This is a genomic window from Mesorhizobium sp. EU05-FHT14A09 (genome assembly GCF_058790995.1).
This window is the reverse complement of the sequence record NZ_JBYTDF010000012.1, coordinates 23,292-38,627: the sequence shown is the minus strand read 5'-3', so window position 1 is coordinate 38,627 and position 15,336 is coordinate 23,292. Positions and strand designations below refer to the sequence as shown.

At 60.0% G+C, this 15,336-nt stretch carries 18 protein-coding genes; 5 read left to right on the top strand and 13 right to left on the bottom strand.

All coding sequences use genetic code 11. The features are described 5' to 3' along the window. Nucleotides 1-205: 205 nt before the first annotated feature. Entirely contained in the window at nucleotides 206-427 is a 222-nt protein-coding gene (locus tag AC3WTO_RS27705) for a helix-turn-helix domain-containing protein (protein WP_492464263.1), read from the bottom strand. A gap of 168 nt (nucleotides 428-595) precedes the next feature. Between AC3WTO_RS27705 and AC3WTO_RS27700 the strand changes: the two genes are divergently transcribed. Continuing rightward, entirely contained in the window at nucleotides 596-1,531 is a 936-nt protein-coding gene (locus AC3WTO_RS27700; protein ID WP_492464264.1) for a LysR family transcriptional regulator, read from the top strand. A 682-nt stretch (nucleotides 1,532-2,213) separates the two neighbouring features. On the opposite strand, the gene AC3WTO_RS27695 is transcribed toward AC3WTO_RS27700, so the two are convergent. The 3 genes from AC3WTO_RS27695 to AC3WTO_RS27685 form a co-directional block, all read right to left on the bottom strand. Further along, nucleotides 2,214-2,582: a response regulator gene (locus AC3WTO_RS27695; protein WP_492464265.1), complete on the bottom strand. Its 369-nt coding sequence runs from the start codon at nucleotides 2,580-2,582 to the stop codon at nucleotides 2,214-2,216. Nucleotides 2,583-2,697: 115 nt separating this feature from the next. After that, complete coding sequence (locus tag AC3WTO_RS27690) at nucleotides 2,698-2,892, bottom strand: hypothetical protein (RefSeq protein WP_492464266.1); 195 nt, start codon at nucleotides 2,890-2,892, stop codon at nucleotides 2,698-2,700. A gap of 261 nt (nucleotides 2,893-3,153) precedes the next feature. Further along, nucleotides 3,154-3,426 (bottom strand): DUF1236 domain-containing protein, encoded by a 273-nt coding sequence (locus tag AC3WTO_RS27685; protein ID WP_492464312.1) that lies wholly within the window; start codon nucleotides 3,424-3,426, stop codon nucleotides 3,154-3,156. 305 nt (nucleotides 3,427-3,731) lie between these two features. Between AC3WTO_RS27685 and AC3WTO_RS27680 the strand changes: the two genes are divergently transcribed. Both AC3WTO_RS27680 and AC3WTO_RS27675 read left to right on the top strand, forming a co-directional pair. Beyond that, complete coding sequence (locus tag AC3WTO_RS27680; RefSeq protein WP_492464267.1) at nucleotides 3,732-4,601, top strand: NmrA family NAD(P)-binding protein; 870 nt, start codon at nucleotides 3,732-3,734, stop codon at nucleotides 4,599-4,601. Between the two features lie 220 nt (nucleotides 4,602-4,821). Beyond that, nucleotides 4,822-5,022: a hypothetical protein gene (locus tag AC3WTO_RS27675; protein ID WP_492464268.1), complete on the top strand. Its 201-nt coding sequence runs from the start codon at nucleotides 4,822-4,824 to the stop codon at nucleotides 5,020-5,022. A 427-nt stretch (nucleotides 5,023-5,449) separates the two neighbouring features. Here the strand turns inward: AC3WTO_RS27675 and AC3WTO_RS27670 are convergent, their stop codons facing one another. The 4 genes from AC3WTO_RS27670 to AC3WTO_RS27655 form a co-directional block, all read right to left on the bottom strand. Then, the gene (locus AC3WTO_RS27670) at nucleotides 5,450-5,740 is read right to left on the bottom strand and encodes a hypothetical protein (protein ID WP_492464269.1); all 291 of its coding nucleotides are present in this window, start codon (nucleotides 5,738-5,740) and stop codon (nucleotides 5,450-5,452) included. Between the two features lie 198 nt (nucleotides 5,741-5,938). Next, entirely contained in the window at nucleotides 5,939-6,448 is a 510-nt protein-coding gene (locus tag AC3WTO_RS27665) for a lipocalin family protein (protein WP_492464270.1), read from the bottom strand. A 132-nt stretch (nucleotides 6,449-6,580) separates the two neighbouring features. Next, nucleotides 6,581-6,913 carry an ElaB/YgaM/YqjD family protein gene (locus AC3WTO_RS27660; protein WP_492464271.1) on the bottom strand — a complete coding sequence of 111 codons (333 nt, stop codon included), beginning with the start codon at nucleotides 6,911-6,913 and terminating at the stop codon, nucleotides 6,581-6,583. 27 nt (nucleotides 6,914-6,940) lie between these two features. Then, nucleotides 6,941-7,108, bottom strand: coding sequence for a Thivi_2564 family membrane protein (locus AC3WTO_RS27655; RefSeq protein ID WP_492464272.1), 168 nt, complete (start codon nucleotides 7,106-7,108; stop codon nucleotides 6,941-6,943). Nucleotides 7,109-7,325: 217 nt separating this feature from the next. Here AC3WTO_RS27655 and AC3WTO_RS27650 point away from each other — a divergent pair, with 217 nt between their 5' ends. Then, on the top strand, nucleotides 7,326-7,505 hold the full coding sequence (locus AC3WTO_RS27650; RefSeq protein WP_492464273.1) for a hypothetical protein: 180 nt from the start codon (nucleotides 7,326-7,328) through the stop codon (nucleotides 7,503-7,505). Next, entirely contained in the window at nucleotides 7,505-7,732 is a 228-nt protein-coding gene (locus AC3WTO_RS27645; protein WP_492464274.1) for a hypothetical protein, read from the top strand. Before AC3WTO_RS27650 ends, AC3WTO_RS27645 begins: the two co-directional genes overlap by 1 nt. Here AC3WTO_RS27645 and dinB read toward each other — a convergent pair. The 5 genes from dinB to AC3WTO_RS27620 form a co-directional block, all read right to left on the bottom strand. Further along, nucleotides 7,729-8,850 carry a DNA polymerase IV gene (dinB, locus tag AC3WTO_RS27640; RefSeq protein ID WP_492464275.1) on the bottom strand — a complete coding sequence of 374 codons (1,122 nt, stop codon included), beginning with the start codon at nucleotides 8,848-8,850 and terminating at the stop codon, nucleotides 7,729-7,731. The genes AC3WTO_RS27645 and dinB overlap by 4 nt on opposite strands. 172 nt (nucleotides 8,851-9,022) lie before the next feature. After that, the gene (locus AC3WTO_RS27635) at nucleotides 9,023-10,174 is read right to left on the bottom strand and encodes a response regulator (protein WP_492464276.1); all 1,152 of its coding nucleotides are present in this window, start codon (nucleotides 10,172-10,174) and stop codon (nucleotides 9,023-9,025) included. Beyond that, the gene (locus tag AC3WTO_RS27630) at nucleotides 10,171-10,749 is read right to left on the bottom strand and encodes a chemotaxis protein CheB (protein WP_492464277.1); all 579 of its coding nucleotides are present in this window, start codon (nucleotides 10,747-10,749) and stop codon (nucleotides 10,171-10,173) included. The genes AC3WTO_RS27635 and AC3WTO_RS27630 overlap by 4 nt, the downstream gene beginning before the upstream one ends. Further along, nucleotides 10,746-11,585 (bottom strand): CheR family methyltransferase, encoded by an 840-nt coding sequence (locus AC3WTO_RS27625; protein ID WP_492464278.1) that lies wholly within the window; start codon nucleotides 11,583-11,585, stop codon nucleotides 10,746-10,748. Before AC3WTO_RS27625 ends, AC3WTO_RS27630 begins: the two co-directional genes overlap by 4 nt. Continuing rightward, a complete protein-coding gene (locus AC3WTO_RS27620) occupies nucleotides 11,582-15,013 on the bottom strand; it encodes a response regulator (protein ID WP_492464279.1) in 3,432 nt (1,143 codons plus the stop codon). The genes AC3WTO_RS27625 and AC3WTO_RS27620 overlap by 4 nt, the downstream gene beginning before the upstream one ends. Nucleotides 15,014-15,336 lie beyond the last annotated feature (323 nt).

Here is a 15,336-nt window from a genome sequence, read left to right as displayed (position 1 = left end):
TTTCGAGTAACTGGAAGTTAATTTGTCTTTATTTCGACAGGATATTCGGTCTGAAATTCAGTTCAATCTATAAATTCCATTATTTTTGCTATAAAATCTGATTATATACTTGTAAGCCGGGTTCGGTGCTCTGGGACAATGAAACCTGTCCGCCGGACGAGACCGTCGCCGCCGTGAGGGGAGCGTTCGCAGACCGAGTAAGACGCTACCGGTCCAGGTCGATGGGACGCAACAAGGTGTGGACCTCGCTTTCCAGAACGCTCGAAATCCGCTCCATGACGCTGAGGCTTGGATTCCTTTGCCCGCGTTCGATGCCGCCCATGTAGCTGTAGGCAAGCTCGGCTTCCGTCGCGAGTGTCTCCAACGTCATGCCGCGTTGCAGGCGAACCCTGCGCACATTTGCCCCGAAGATCTCCGCCAGCCGCATGCGCGCATAGCGATAAGCAATCGGCCTGCTTTACCAGTCACTATAATGACTATACGGTGACGGATTCGAGTTTGGCGTTGCTTCAATCCAGCAACAGTCCAGGGCTTGCAATGCTGCCCGTTGCCAGGCGCACTTTGGTTCGATCCGACATCCCGAGGAACACGACACATGGAGTTGTCGCACAGCGGACTGAAACTGCGGCAGCTTCAGGTCTTTCGGGAGGTGCTGCGAGCCGGTTCCACCCGACGCGCCGCGATGGCCCTGGGCATCAGCCAGCCGGCAATCAGCCAGAACGTCAAGCAGCTCGAGGCGACCCTGGGAATTCCCCTGTTCGAGCGCTCGTCCAACCGGATCCTGCCGCTGCACAAGGCCTGGGAATTGCTGCGCAGCGTCGAACTGGCGCTGAATGCGCTCGAACGCCTAGAAGCCTCGATCTTCGCCATGAAGAACGAGGAACGGCCACGCATCGGCATCGCAACGCCCGCGGTGTTCGGCTTCGTCACCTTGCCCAAGGTTGTCGCAGCGATCCGTGCCCAGACCGGTTCCAATGTGCGGACGATCTCAGGCACGTACGATCAGATTGGCGAGCATATCCTGGCCGGTCGGGCCGACCTTGGCATTTCGCGACTGCCAATCGACCAGCGCCTGTTCGAATGGGTCCCCCTGGGCTCCGCGCGCAACGTCTGCGTCTTTCACCCCAGCCATCGGTTCTCCGAACTGTCGCTGATTGAAGCGCGTGATCTGGCCGGCGAGACGATCGTGGACATCGATCCGCACTACGCATCGCACCAGATGAACATGAACGCCTTGCGCTTCGAAGGGATCGAACCGGACATCCTGGTTGAATACGATTCCAGCGGCCACGAAGCCGGTTTTGTTTCGGCGGGGGTTGGCGTTTCGATCACAAACGAAATCATCGCCCGCGAATACGCCGCCTTTGACCTGGCGTCGAAGCCGGTCCAACCGTCGGCGCTTTACCACTATGTCGCCCTTTGGCAGAAGGGCAGGGTGTTTTCTGGCCCGTTGAAGGCGTCGCTCGACGCGATCGTGTCGACATTCGGCAGCGCTGTTGCACCGACCGACATGCGCAACCCGGTCGGATGATTTCCAACGATCGCAGGCTCGAAACCCGAAGCCCGCATATCCCGCCGGTGTTGCAGTCAGCTTCCCGGAAGGAATGGCTTCACCTGGCATTCTGATCCTAGCCGAGTACGCCTCACCGGAAACGAACCATCATGGCTGCGAGCAGAAAATCAACGGCGAGAGCTGCGACAATCCTCGATCAGAAGCTCCTTCGAGGAGAAAGCGGGGAACTTCACCAACTCAGTGAAGGCGATGCAGCCGTACTGACAACCGCCTAGGGCGGTCTGGTTTCGCATTATCCCAACACCCTCAAGGTTGATGCGCGCGGGCCGGCGCTGTTGCTGAGCGATGAAGCCGCGCAGCATCTTACCGAAGAAGCAGCCGCGCCGGACTTCGTGGCCAATGCCCCCTCATCGCAAATTCATCGGCTATACACCAAGCGCCAAACCGCTGTTGCGGAAGGCAGGGATAGAATTCGAAGGCGATGAAGGGCTCCTCGCCTTGGACGGTAAAGGGACTATCGCCGCATTGGTCACCTGATGCCGCAAACTGCGGCTGTGGGCGCGCGATGGCGGTGAAATTCTAGGTCGAAACCGTTGCCGGCCGCTATCTCGCCGACCGGCGAGGCTCATTCCTCTGCGCAGTCGCGTTCAGTGCGTGTCCAAACACGGTGAGGGAGCCAGCCGCCGCAGTTGCTGTCCGCCTAGGTTTCGGACAGCAACTGCTGGAAGGAGGCGACGATGGCCTGGTGATGGTAGGGCTTCGGATAGAAAACACTGCCTTCAGGAATGTCGGCGGCGTCGACCTGACGGTGCCCGGAAGTGATGACGATCTTGACCGGCGGCCAGCGGTCCCGCACGGCCGCGGCCAGTTTCAACCCGTCCATGCTGCCGGGCATGTCGATATCGGTGAACAGGATCCGGATCGACGGCTCTGTTTCCAGAAGCCTGACCGCTTCATCGGCGTTCTTGGCTTCGAAAACCCGATAGCCCTCGTCCCTAAGTTGATCGGCAACGTCCATGCGCACCAGGAATTCGTCCTCGACCACCAACACGGAAATCTCTGCCGTCATGACTTGCCTTCCTGGTGATCTGGTACGCGCATGAACCTCGTTAACAGGCTAACCGAGACAGGGTTACAAAGTTCCCACTTCCATCGATCGATCTCACACATTGGCAGCAATACTTTCACCAGCTGGCATACGCCATGGTCCAACAGACGTCGGGCGTGATCGCATTGTTGGTGGGGGTGCGGTAGTGCGAGGCGTTGCCGGGAGCTTCTGCGAGGATGCCGGCTGCCAGGCAGAAATCGTGAAAAGCCGCGTAACCGGTCTCGATGGAACTTCTGCCGGCCTTCTTCGCATGCAGGGCGATGGTGGCCATGTGAAAGAAGGTCGAGCGATCGGGCGGTGACCAAGTTGGCCAGAAATTCAATCCCTTCGTCGACGGTCGAAATGGGACAGGGAGAGGGGAACCCTCCTTCGACCCAAAGGATGGTTGCAAATTTCAAAGGAAAGCCTGTGAGTGATCAACGCGAAGGCGTCGCGTTCTTAAATCAGCGTTCGTCGACGACGTCGACGGGCGGGCGCAAAGGATACGAACGAAATCCGCCGCCATTCGCTGGAATGGCGGCGGATGCACGGCCTAGTCGTAGACCTTGATGATCCTGCGGGTTGCGGGGTCGACAAGGACGGTCCTGTCGTCGATCACCACGTAGCGATATCTGACATCGGGAACTTCCTCGAAACTGTAGAGTTCAACCGTGTCTGGTACCGACGATCCGATATTGAGTTCGATCCCTGGCACGGACACCGATGCCAGCGGTTTCTTCTTGACGTACTCGTGAATGACGGTGTCCTGCTCGGGCGTGACAATGATATCCTGCGCACCGGCCACGATTGCACTGGCACTCACCATCAACGCCGCCAGAACCGGAACCATCGCTGTCTTCGGACGTAAAATCCTCATCACATCGTCTCCGTTTTGAAATCCCTTCCGAGCGTTAATTCGGCTGGTTGCCAGAGGTTCCTGCTTTCTTTTGTGTGGCGATCGACAGAACCTGAGAGCGAGCCCCAGCGGCTCCAAAGTCTTTTTCTCGGCCTGCGCGGACATATGCGCCGCTTTTTTGATAACGCGGAGGTGCTGCTTCCCATCGGCAGGAACCGCGTGGACGCCGACCCGTTTTGTGAACAGACCCACTCTACAAACCGAGGAGAGAGATCTTGCACATTGTTCTTGGCGCAAGCGGCCATGTTGGCTCGGCGGTGGCGCGCACTTTGCTGAAACACGGGGAAGCGGTGACTGTGGTGACGCGTGATGCCGCGCGATGCATTGACCTGAAAAATGCGGGGGCGGAAATTGCGGTCGCGGACGTGCGTGACATCACTGGACTGCGCAATGTCCTGCTTACAGGCAAGCGCGCATTCCTGCTCAATCCGCCGGCTGCACCGTCAAGCGATACCGATGTCGAGGAACGGGCCACCGTTGCAGCAATCGTAGAAGCCCTTGAAGGATCCGGGCTGGAGAAGGTCGTCGCCGCATCGGCGATAGGAGCTCGTCCAGGTCAGCGCTGTGGTGACCTCACCGTGCTCCACGGGTTCGAAGAGAAGCTGAAGGCTCAGTCCATTCCGGCCGCGATCAATGGCGGCGCCTATTACATGAGCAATTGGATGACGTCTCTCGATACGGTGAAAAATGAAGGCAAGCTTCCCAGCTTCTTCGCCGCCGAGATGACGCTCCCGATGGTCGATCCGGCGGATCTCGGCGAGGCAGCCGCTCGCCGGATGCTCGAGCCGGTCGACAACACCGAAATCCGCCATGTCGAAGGCCCGCAGCGCTACAGCGCCGGTGATGTTGCGCGGGCGTTTGCAGCTGCGTTGCACCGCGACGTGCAGGTCGCCACGGTGCCGCGCGAAAAATGGCTGGAGACGTTCATGGAACTGGGTTTCTCCGAAGCCGCCGCCCATTCCTATGCCTGCATGACGGCATCGGTTGTCGATGAGCAAAGCCCGACGCTCGAAAACCTCGAGCGTGGCCGCACGACACTGAACGAGTATGTCGCCGCGCATGTGCAGGCAACAGACAACACGTAAGATTGCTGGAGGAAGCCGCCGGCCCGACGCGGAAGGGACATAGCGCATCGGGCCGACACTGGCGCGCGGATGGAAGTGGGTGCCAGTCTCACACAACTTGCCAGGCCCACGTCCGTTCCAAAAATTTGAGACCGCTGCCATCCCGCAAACGTTTTTGACATAAGGTTTTTGCGTCCCGGACTTCGCCGCATGGCGGCTTTACCGGCAAAGGAGAAGCGCTATGCGCATACGCCAAAAGCTGGAGGAGGCTGGCGGGTTCAAGCCCGCCGAGATTGAGATGCTTGTCAGGGTGTTCGAAGCGACTTGCCCAAAGTCGAGAATTTCTGGGACCAGCGCGCGGCGCATCATCGTCCAGTATCAAGCCGGTGTCAGGGATGAGGCTGAATTGACCGAACTGGCGCGAAAGCCACTTGGCCATTAAGGTTCCGGTACCGGCCCGATGGAGTGTGGACAACATCGGACCGGCCCGGATCGCCAACGGAGAGGTCCATCAGCCTGAGATAAACAGCCGGCGTCGTCCGCCGTTCCCGAAATATGCGACGGCCAGCCCAAAAAAAGGCGCCGCCTCGAGCGGGCTCAAGGCGGCGCAACTGGCAAGTTGGACCGCAGCTCAACGCAATCATGCGATGCCAGGTTCAAAAAAGTTTTGGGGAAAGAGCGGCCGGCGCCAAAGTGCGGCAGCGCCGGCCTAACGCCGGTTAGGCTCCAGCGCCGGCTAAGATCGTACCCAAGCCTGTCGAGGGTGCATCACCCGTTTGGGGTAGGGCGGCCGGTTGGTGTTGTTGACCGCCCGGGGGCGTCACCGGCGCGCGAGACGCATTCAGACACAATCGAGGCAGCTCCGCCGTCTAGTTCGCACCGCCGAACTGCTTCGTCATCTTGCAGAAATTGTCATGGTCGGCCGCAATGGTCTTGCCGCTGCAGTCCTTCATCACGCTGTCGCGGTCTTCCTTGGTCAAAGCCTCCCAGGCAGCCTTGAAATCGGCTTCCGACTTGAGGGTCTTCATGTCCTTGTCGGTGTAGAAGGGCGCCATCTTTTCTGGGTTGTCGAGCGCCGACGATCCGGTCTCGCCGGCGGCCAGAGCCGAACCGGTCATGACTGCCAACGCAACAGCGCTTACACAAAGAAATCTGGTCATTGTTCTTCCTCCGGGTTCTTGGACCGCGAGATCGCGATCTCATGAACCAACGGAAGCTCACCGGTATCGTTCCGGAAACCTGTCGCGGCAGGTCGTTTGAAACGCCACCGCCGATGCGGCGGGCTCGAATCTCCTCGACTGACTGGCCAGATCCGTTCCCTTTGCATATCGCTGGCAGCGAGCCATGCCATGAGGCAGTCAATCGTTGGGCAGCATGTCATCCGAGACCAAGCGACCCGTGTGTTGCGGTGTGATGAGGTCAGCAAGGTCGAAGCCCTGGCGCTGGGCTTCAGACAGATAGTCGCCCCGGATTTCCGGGGGCAGCGAAACGTCGCGAGAAAGCAGCCACAGATGCTTGCGGTTTGGTGTTCCGACCAGCGACACCTGATAGCCGGGGTCCAGTTTGAGCACCCAGTAGTCCCCAACCGTGAACGGGAGCCAACGCAGGCCCTTGGGGAGAAAGGTAACCTTCAGCCGCGTGTTGGTACCATCCACGGGCGTCGCTTCGCCGAGAGCCCGTGTCGGTTTGCCATTCTTGTCGAAACAGCGATTGTCGACGCGGACTTTGCCGTCCTCATTCAGGGAATAGGTCGCGGTGATGTCGGTTGCCGCTTCATCCTCCCATCTGAGCGGAAGCCGGCAGATCTCGTGCCATCGACCGAGGTAGCGGTTGAGATCCAGCGTGGGGATGGTCGTGACTTCGCTCATGACAGTTCTCCAAATACGCGCAACCGAATGGCCTGCCTGACGCGATGCGCCTTCGAAAATTCTTGGGGGGAAGTGCTGGTTCCGACCCCGGAAAGAAAAGGCCGAATCCGTAAGACCCGGCCTCTCGCATGTTCAGCGGCGTCGGCTCTCTGCCTGACCGATCAACAGGCCAACCAGAAGGCCAACCGCGCCGCCAATGAGCATTGCGCTGGAAACCGTTCCGGGGTTTTCCTTGACGGCTTCCGAGACGGAATGCGCGCGCAACCTCAGTTGCTCAGCCGCGCGCGATGCCCTGTCCGAAGCCAGATCGAGGAAACCATTGGTCTGTTCGGCAAGGTCGTCTGCGCGCTCGGCCAGCGATCGGTTGATCTTGTTGATCTCACGTTTGAGGCTGGCAATCTGCTTCTCCAGCGCTTCCTGCACTTCGCTTGTGATCTGCTCGGCGGTGCTGTTGCTGTTTGCCATTTCTGGCTCCTTTCCAGGTGAATGGGATCAGAACACTGCGAGATATTTCAGCAGCGAGATGATGCCGATGACAATGACGATGAGCTGGATGATCTGGCGCATGCCGCCTTCAATCGGCAGCCTCTGAACGAGATACAACACCAGGACGATAACGAGAAAAGTTATAAGAATTCCAATAAGTACGCTGGAAGCCATTGTTCCCTCTCAGATGCAGCGCCAAATGCGCGTTGGTTAACTGCAGTTGCCTCCGCGGGTTCCAATTGATTGACGGTCGAGCCTGCCGAAGGGCGTCAAGCAGGCTGTCCTGGCCTGTCGCGATGCGGTGGTTCACGCAAGAAGGCGTCTTTGCCGAAAATCACAAATTTGGAACCTCCATCGATACTCTCCGTTCGGGGCGATGGAGGAAAATCCAATGGGAGCTTTCATTCTGATCGCAATGATGACCGCTCTTGTTGCATGCGACAGCGGCCCGACCCTGCAAAGAGGCAAAGGTCCGGTGGCGCAGCAAGCCGACACCGACGGTCTGCCGGTCGGCACGGAGAACACCAAGGAGACCACCCGGCCGGAAAAGCGCTGCACTAGGAGTACCTGATGTTCCAGAACGAGCAGATGTTCAGCGGAGAGATCGGCTTGCTGGTGCTCACCGGTGTGCCGATCTTTGTAGCAGCGCTGGTCGGGTTGGCGATTGTGTTGCGGCGCGACCATGCGATGGTCCGGGAAACCGGGAGCGCCGATCCTATAGACACATACGACACGGGCAGCGTGCGCTTTGGCACAGAACCTTCGCCCCGCCCTGGATATCTCGGGCGTGTTCCTTAGAGGCCGAAGGAGAGCTGCGGCTGCTGGTTGGGTGCGGCGACGAGGGAAGACAGGGTGATCCCGAGCAGGCGGATGCCTTTGCGTGTCGGAAATGTTCCGGCCAACAAGCCAACCGTCAGTTCAAGCAGTTGCGCTTCGCTCGTCACGGGAGCGACAAGTGTCCTGCTGCGTGTGATGATCTGGAAGTCGGCATATTTGATCTTCAGTGTCACGGTCTTGCCGGAGAAATCGCGAGACTCGCAATATTGCCAGACCTTTGCCGCCAGCGGCGACAACTCAGCCTTGGCAGGCTCAAACGCCACAACGTCCGTGGCAAAGGTGTCTTCCGCACCGATCGATTTGCGCGGCCGGTCGGGCTGGACAGGCCGATCGTCGATCCCGCGGGCGATGCGGTAGTACCACGCGCCCGCCTTGCCGAAATTCTCCTGCAGGAACGGCAAGGAACACGCTTTCAGGTCCGAACCCGTCAGGATACCCAGCCTTTCCATCTTCGCCGCCGTCGCGGGTCCGACGCCGTGGAATTTCTTCACCGCCAGCGCCTCGACAAAAGCCGGTCCATGCTTCGGCGTGATGACAGCCTGGCCGTTGGGTTTGTTCAGATCGCTCGCCATTTTTGCGAGGAATTTGCAATAGGAAACGCCAGCTGACGCATTGAGACCTGTGACGTCCTTGATGCGCGCGCGGATCAGCGCTGCGATCTCGGTGGCAATGGCGATGTTGTGCTTGTTTGTCGTGACATCGAGATAAGCCTCATCGAGCGATAACGGCTCGATCAGGTCGGTGTGCTCGGCGAAGATTGAGCGGATCTGCTGTGACACCGCCCGATAGACGTCAAAGCGCGGCCTCACAAAGATGAGATCGGGACAGCGGCGTTTGGCAGTGACCGAGGCGAGCGCCGAGTGGACGCCGAAGGCTCGCGCCTCATAACTGGCTGCCGCCACGACACCGCGCGCCGCCGATCCGCCGACGGCCACAGGTTTGCCGCGCAGTTCGGGATTGTCCCGCTGTTCGACCGACGCATAGAAGGCATCCATGTCGATGTGGATGATCTTGCGGACACCAGATTCGACGCCCTGTTTGTCGCGACCGTTCTCGTCAGTCAGGACGTCGTCTACCATTGGCGCTTTCCAGGCACGAATGCGCCGGCCATCTGGCCCGCATTCCCGGGCGAGACCCCGGCGCTGAACCGGCGGTCTCGTCTTTCTTCGGTGGGTTGAAAATCCGATCCGAAATTGAATGTGCGACGACACTCGAAAAAACGCTAGTCTCGTTCAGACGCGCCGCTGCGGGTCAGGCTCCATCGCTTTTCACAGGCGTTTTTGGTGGCAGCAAGCTGCCGAGCGGAATGTCGAGCTTCAGCGCGAGCCCGCTGTCTTGCCAGTCTCTGAGGATGCGCCCGTCCAGACCCCGCAGAACGGCCTTCTCCAGCGCTGTACCGAACCCCTCCCGGCCGGCATCCCTGCGCGAAGCAAGGTTTGCTTCCTCCTTCCAGGCAAGCTGCAGATCCTCGCCTTCGTTGGAAATCGTGACTCTCAGCCGGCCCTCCGGTGTCGACAGCGCACCATATTTGGCGGCATTCGTGGCAAGTTCGTGCAGCAGCAGTGCGAGTGACGTCAGCGCACTGCCCGAAATCGGCACATCGGCGCCCGCAACTTCGATGCGTGAGGCGTGCTCAAGTTCGTAAGGGGCTAGGATGGCTTTCACGAGGGCAGCAACCGTTGCGGCAGAGCTGACCGGGGTCTGGCCGTTGTTGAGATCGGGAAGCGTCAGATCGTGCGCTGCCGCCAGCGTCCGCAGACGCCCTTTCAGGTCATTGGACAGTTCGTCCACCGTCTGGGCGGTTTTTGCGCTGAGCGAGATCAGCCCGGAGGTCAGGCTGAACAGGTTCTTGATGCGATGGTTGACCTCGCGCAGCAGCACATCCTGCTGCGCCCTGGCATCCTGATGCAGGCTCAGATCCTGCGTCAGCGTCAGCAGGAATTCGTCCTTGCGCCGGCCGGCTTCGGCGAGCGCTTCGGCCTGAGCCTGCAATGCATCGCGCTGGGCTGAAATCTGCTGGCGCTGGCGGTAGAGTTCGAAGAACACATCCGCCTTGCTGCGCAGGATGTCGGGTTCGATCGGCTTCTGGATGAAATCCACGGCCCCGGTCTCGTAGCCGCGGAACCGGCGCTGGCCGCTGGCGCTGCCTGCCGTCACGAAGATGATCGGGATGCGGCGGGTCCGCTCATTGCCACGCATCAGCTCGGCGAGCTCGAAGCCATTGAGGCCAGGCATCTGCACGTCGACCAAGGCGAGCGCGACGTCGTGCTGAAGGAGCAGCTCCAGGGCTTCGTCGCCTGAGCGGGCCTTCAGCAGAACAAGGTCATCCCGGCGCAGCAGACCTTCGAGCGAGAGAAGGTTCTCTTCGAGATCGTCGACAAGGAGAAAATGAACTGGGTTCATGGACGGGCCTGCATGGTTTGGAGAGTGGCGGCGATCTCATCAAGCGACATGACAAGGGCGCCGGGAACTGAATGGATTGCCGCTTCCGGCATTGCCGACGCGAACGCGCCGGCCGGGTCCTGGACGAGCGCGGTGCCGCCGTATGCGACGACTGCCCGCAATCCGCGTGCACCATCCTGGTTGGCGCCGGTGAGGACAATGGCGAGCAGGGCTGGCCCATAGGCGTCTGCTGCGCTCTCGAAAAGAACGTCGATCGACGGGCGCGAAAACAGGACAGGTTCGTCGCAGGAGAGTGCCAGTGTGCGCTCGACCTCGACCAGGAGATGATAATCTGGCGGGGCGACGTAAACCGTGCCGGCGACAATGGGTTCCTTGTCCTCGGCTTCCTTCACGGCAACCAGGCACTTTGCGCGCAGCAGCTCCGACAGCAGGCTGTGGCGGTCAGGCGGAACATGGACGACAACCAGGATCGGAACCTCGAAATCCCGCGGCAATTTGGGAAGGATCGCGGAAAGCGCCTCAAGTGCCCCGGCCGAGGCTCCGATGACGATGGCTTCTGCAGGGCTTGGCGTCATGGCCCGCGCCTCTGGTAGATCTTCTCCTCGCGGACAAAATCCTCGAAAGCATCGCCATGGTGCGAAAAGCGCAGGCTCTCCTTGGCGCCGAGGCCCAGGAAACCTTTGCGGGCGAGCGAGTCCTTGAAAAGCCCGAGCGCCCGGTCCTGCAGATCGCGATCGAAATAGATCAGGACGTTGCGGCAGGAGATCAGGTGCATTTCTGCGAAGACCGCGTCCGTCACCAGGCTGTGGTCCGAAAACACGACGTTGCGGCGCAAAGTCCGGTCGAACGAGGCTTTGCCATAAGCGGCCTGGTAATAATCCGAGAGCGACGATCTGCCCCCCGACTTGCGATGGTTCTCCGTGAAAAGCGGAATCCGGTCGATGGCGTAGACGCCGGCTTCCGCGGCATGAAGCGCGTCCTGGTTGATGTCGGTGGCGTAGAAGATGGTGCGCTCTTCCAGACCTTCCTCGCGAAACAGAATGACCAGCGAATAGAGTTCTTCGCCCTCGCTGCAGCCTGCGATCCAGACCTTGAGGGAAGGGTAGGTCTTCAGGTGAGGCACCACCTTTTCGCGGATGGCGCGGAAGTAGCTCGGATCCCTGAACATCTCGCTGACCTGGACTGTGAGATAGCGCAAGAGATGCGGCAGCATGGCCGGCTCGTGCAGGACCTGTTCCTGCATCGCCGAGAAGGTGGCGAACCCCATCTGCTGGCGCGCCTGCCGGAGCCGCCGCTTGATCGAGGCCATCGAGTAGTTGCGGAAATCATAGTGGTAGCGAACGAACAGGGCCTCCAGCAGCAGCCGGATTTCGATGTCCTCGACCTTTGCGGGCGCACCGGTTTCCGTCACTTCGGCATCCAGACGCGTACGAGAGACAAAAGCTTTTCGACATCCAGCGGCTTTGCCATGTAGTCGTTGGCGCCAGCGTCGATGCAGCGTTGTTGGTCATCCGGCATCGCCTTTGCGGTGAGCGCGATGATGGGCAGTTTCTTCCATTGGGAATGCCTGCGAATTTCCCGCGTCGCGGTCAGCCCATCCATCACCGGCATCATGACGTCCATCAACACGAGGTCGATTGGCTTGGCCTGTTCGTTGACCGTGCTGGACAGGGCATTCAGGGCTTCTTGCCCATTGCGGGCGATTTCGACGCTTGCTCCACGCGGCTCCAGCACATTGGTCAGCGCATAAACATTGCGAATGTCATCCTCGACAATGAGGATGCGCCGCCCTTCGAGCAGGGCGTCCCGGTTCCTCGACTTGCGGATCATCTTCTGCTGTTCCTGCGGCAGCTCCGAAATGACCTGATGGAGGAACAGACTGACCTCATCGAGCAGGCGCTCGGGCGACTTCGCGCCCTTGATGATGATCGATTTCGAATAGCGCCGAAGACGCTGTTCATCGTCGGCCGTCAGGTCCTTGCCGGTGTAAACGATCACCGGAGGGAAGGAGTAATCGCCTTCCTGACTCAGCTTTTCGAGCAGCGAATAACCGGAGGCATCCGGCAGCGTGAGGTCGAGCACCATGCAGTCGAATGTCTGCTCGCTGAGGAGCTTGAAGCACTCAGCCGCCGTACCCGCGGTGACGGTTTCGACGTCGTCTGCGGCCAGCAGTTTCGACACCGCTTCGCGCTGGACGGGATCATCCTCGACGATCAGAATGCGGTTCGCGCGCTTGGTGAGCCTTGCCTCGAATTTCTGCAGGACCTCGACCAGTTGTTCGCGCTTGACCGGCTTGATCTCATAGCCGACGGCGCCGAGCGAAAATGCGGTTTCGGCGTGATCCTGCCCCGAGACGACATGAATGGGGATGTGCCGGGTCTGGTCGTCGCGCTTCAACCGGTCGAGCACCGACAGGCCGGACTGGTCCGGCAGCCCGACATCGAGGATGATTGCGCTCGGCAGGAAGTCCCTTGCGAGGTTCAATGCTTCGTCGGCGGTTCCCGCGACAAGCGCATGAAATCCCATTTCCCGGGAAATATCGCGCAGGATGGCGGCGAATTTGTCGTCATCCTCGACCACCAGAAGCACACGTTTAGCATCGGCTATTGCGTTGCGGTCGTCCTTCACACGTCGCAGGACCGTTGGCCGGGCCGAGCGCGGCGCGTCCGTAACGGTCGGGACGACGATGGTCGCGACGCTCGCCGGGATTTCTCGAGAGGGCAGCCTCGCCGGATCGAACCCCGCCGGGATCGTGACCGTGAAGGTGCTTCCTTTTCCTTCCTCGCTTTGGACATCGATCGTGCCACCCAGCAGCTGGGCAAGCTGACGCGAGATCGACAAGCCAAGGCCAGTGCCGCCGAATTTGCGGCTGATGGTGCCATCGGCCTGGTGAAATGCTTCGAAAACGCGTTGCTGCTGCTCCGCGCTGATCCCGATCCCGGTGTCGGAGACGGCGAAGGAAATGCGCTCGTTTGTCGCCTTTCCTATCGACAGCTTGACCTGGCCGGTCTCGGTGAATTTGCAGGCATTCGACAAAAGGTTCTTGAGGACCTGTTCGAGGCGTTGTGGATCGGTTTCGATCTCGGCAGGGCAACCCGCTTCTACATCGACGATGAGAGCGAGCTTCTTTTCGGCAGCCACGGGCTCGAAAAGCTGACGCAGATTGCTGGCGAGCCTTTCCACCGGAACGGCTTCCGGGCGGATCTCGACATGACCAGCCTCGATCTTGGACAGGTCCAGAATGTCGTTGATGAGGGTCAGCAGGTCGTTGCCTGACGACTGGATCGTCTTGGCGTATTTGACCTGCTCCTCGGTCAGATTGTCGTCGGTGTTGTCCGCCAGCAGCTTGGCAAGGATCAGCGAGGAGTTGAGCGGGGTGCGCAGCTCATGGGACATGTTGGCAAGGAAGTCGGACTTGTACCGGCTCGCCTGCTCGAGTTCGCGCGCCTTCGACTGCACGGCGGCGTTGACACGCTCCAGATCGTCGCGCTGCGTTTCCAATTGCTGGGTCTGTTCTTCGAGTTGTGAATTGGTCTGTTCGAGCTCGGCCTGCTGTTGCTCCAGCCGTCCCTGGGATTCCTTGAGCGCACGTCCTTGCTCCTCAAGTTCCTCATTGGAGACGCGCAGTTCCTCGCTTTGCGTCTGGAGCTCCTCGGCCTGACGCTGGGTCTCGTCCAGGAGGGTTCGCAATTCCTCGCGGTATGTTGCTGACCGCACAGCAGTGGCAATGGCGGCGGAGGCTTCTTCCAGAAGCGCTACGGTGCGTTCGTCGATCGGGTGAAGGAATCCGAGTTCAAAGACCGAATTGACCTTTCCGTCCAGGCTTGCTGGCACCAGGGCGAGATAGCTGGGACGTGCCTGGCCGAGTGCCGAACCGAAGGCCAGATAGCCTTCGGGCGCGTCGTCGACCACCAGGGTTCGGTTTTCGGCAACTGCCTGTCCCAGTAAGCCTTCCCGCGGCTTGATCTCCAGCGGAAGCTTGGTGCCTTCCGGCACGCCGTAGGTCGATGCGCGCCGATAGACGCCGCCACCAACGAACAAAGCGCCCGCGACAGCGCCTGTATAGCTTGCCAGGAATTGCAGCACGCTGTCACCAAGCTGCTCCAGCGACTGGTCGCCCAACATCGCAGTGGCAAGTCCGACCTGGCCGGCCTGCAGCCACTCTTCGCGTCGCCGGGCCAACGTGGCCCGGCGAATGAGGAAACCGATCGTCAGCGTCAGGATCAGACCGAGTACCCCTGAAAGGACGCTGCTGACGAGTGCCGTGGCCTGTGCGCTGGCCATCTGCGCGAGACGTTCTTGGCGCACCCGCGTTTCTTCGGTTGCCATTTCCGCGAGCTGGACGCGAATGGCATCCATTTCGGTCTTGCCGCGGTCTGAATTCACAATCGCGAGAGCGGCTTCGAGACCTTGGGAACGACGCAGCTCGATGGTGTCCTTCATTTCGTCGAGCTTGGCGTCCAGGTGCTGTTTCAGCCTGGCAATCCTGGGCGCCTGCGTTGAACTTTCGCCGGAGAGATCGCCGATTTCAGCGAGCTTCAGCGGGACTGACCGCAAGGCTGCGGTGTATGGCTCAAGGTAGCGGGCGTCGTTGGTCAGCAGGAAACCGCGCTGACCCGTTTCCGCGTCCTGAACAATGGAGAGCATCTGATCGAGTGCGACGATGGCGCGGTGGGTCTGGACGATGCGCTCATTGCCCTCGCGTAGCGCTTGCAGGTTCAGATATGCGATCGCCCCACTGACCAGAAAAAAGATTATCGCTGCGCCGAGACCGATCGCAATGGCCGGATCCAGCCCAAGGGTACGCCTGGAAACGCCTGTATTTGCAGAAGAGGTCATGACAATCTCGCGGTGGAGAAAGCGCCACTTAACGCTCGCTCTAGTTGAATTGTGTCGAGAAAGACGATTCGGCGGCTGCCACCGTCGATATCATCGGAACATTAGCTGTTCCGTATCAAAGTGGACATATCGTCGGTCGAGTTTCTCACGACCTGGCACTCATAGAGGCCGGACACTCAGCTCGACTTTCAGTTCAGCCACCATGCTCAAAACAGCATGCGCTCGCCTAGGAGCGCAGGCGCAACTGCAACCATACGATTGACGCGCCAGCCAAAATCACTGCGATCGCCTTGAACCACCGACGCTCCCAAAGGCGCGGTGGC

Excerpts from the sequence above, each read along its gene's own strand:
- AC3WTO_RS27700 (WP_492464264.1), top strand. The coding sequence starts at position 596 with ATGGAGTTGTCGCACAGCGGACTGAAACTGCGGCAGCTTCAGGTCTTT.
- AC3WTO_RS27675 (WP_492464268.1), top strand. The coding sequence starts at position 4,822 with ATGCGCATACGCCAAAAGCTGGAGGAGGCTGGCGGGTTCAAGCCCGCC.
- AC3WTO_RS27660 (WP_492464271.1), bottom strand. The coding sequence starts at position 6,913 with ATGGCAAACAGCAACAGCACCGCCGAGCAGATCACAAGCGAAGTGCAG.
- AC3WTO_RS27695 (WP_492464265.1), bottom strand. The coding sequence starts at position 2,582 with ATGACGGCAGAGATTTCCGTGTTGGTGGTCGAGGACGAATTCCTGGTG.
- AC3WTO_RS27620 (WP_492464279.1), bottom strand. The coding sequence starts at position 15,013 with ATGACCTCTTCTGCAAATACAGGCGTTTCCAGGCGTACCCTTGGGCTG.
- AC3WTO_RS27645 (WP_492464274.1), top strand. The coding sequence starts at position 7,505 with ATGTTCCAGAACGAGCAGATGTTCAGCGGAGAGATCGGCTTGCTGGTG.
- AC3WTO_RS27630 (WP_492464277.1), bottom strand. The coding sequence starts at position 10,749 with ATGACGCCAAGCCCTGCAGAAGCCATCGTCATCGGAGCCTCGGCCGGG.
- AC3WTO_RS27670 (WP_492464269.1), bottom strand. The coding sequence starts at position 5,740 with ATGACCAGATTTCTTTGTGTAAGCGCTGTTGCGTTGGCAGTCATGACC.
- AC3WTO_RS27685 (WP_492464312.1), bottom strand. The coding sequence starts at position 3,426 with ATGGTGAGTGCCAGTGCAATCGTGGCCGGTGCGCAGGATATCATTGTC.
- dinB (WP_492464275.1), bottom strand. The coding sequence starts at position 8,850 with ATGGTAGACGACGTCCTGACTGACGAGAACGGTCGCGACAAACAGGGC.
- AC3WTO_RS27650 (WP_492464273.1), top strand. The coding sequence starts at position 7,326 with ATGGGAGCTTTCATTCTGATCGCAATGATGACCGCTCTTGTTGCATGC.
- AC3WTO_RS27705 (WP_492464263.1), bottom strand. The coding sequence starts at position 427 with ATGCGGCTGGCGGAGATCTTCGGGGCAAATGTGCGCAGGGTTCGCCTG.
- AC3WTO_RS27635 (WP_492464276.1), bottom strand. The coding sequence starts at position 10,174 with ATGAACCCAGTTCATTTTCTCCTTGTCGACGATCTCGAAGAGAACCTT.
- AC3WTO_RS27690 (WP_492464266.1), bottom strand. The coding sequence starts at position 2,892 with ATGGCCACCATCGCCCTGCATGCGAAGAAGGCCGGCAGAAGTTCCATC.
- AC3WTO_RS27665 (WP_492464270.1), bottom strand. The coding sequence starts at position 6,448 with ATGAGCGAAGTCACGACCATCCCCACGCTGGATCTCAACCGCTACCTC.
- AC3WTO_RS27655 (WP_492464272.1), bottom strand. The coding sequence starts at position 7,108 with ATGGCTTCCAGCGTACTTATTGGAATTCTTATAACTTTTCTCGTTATC.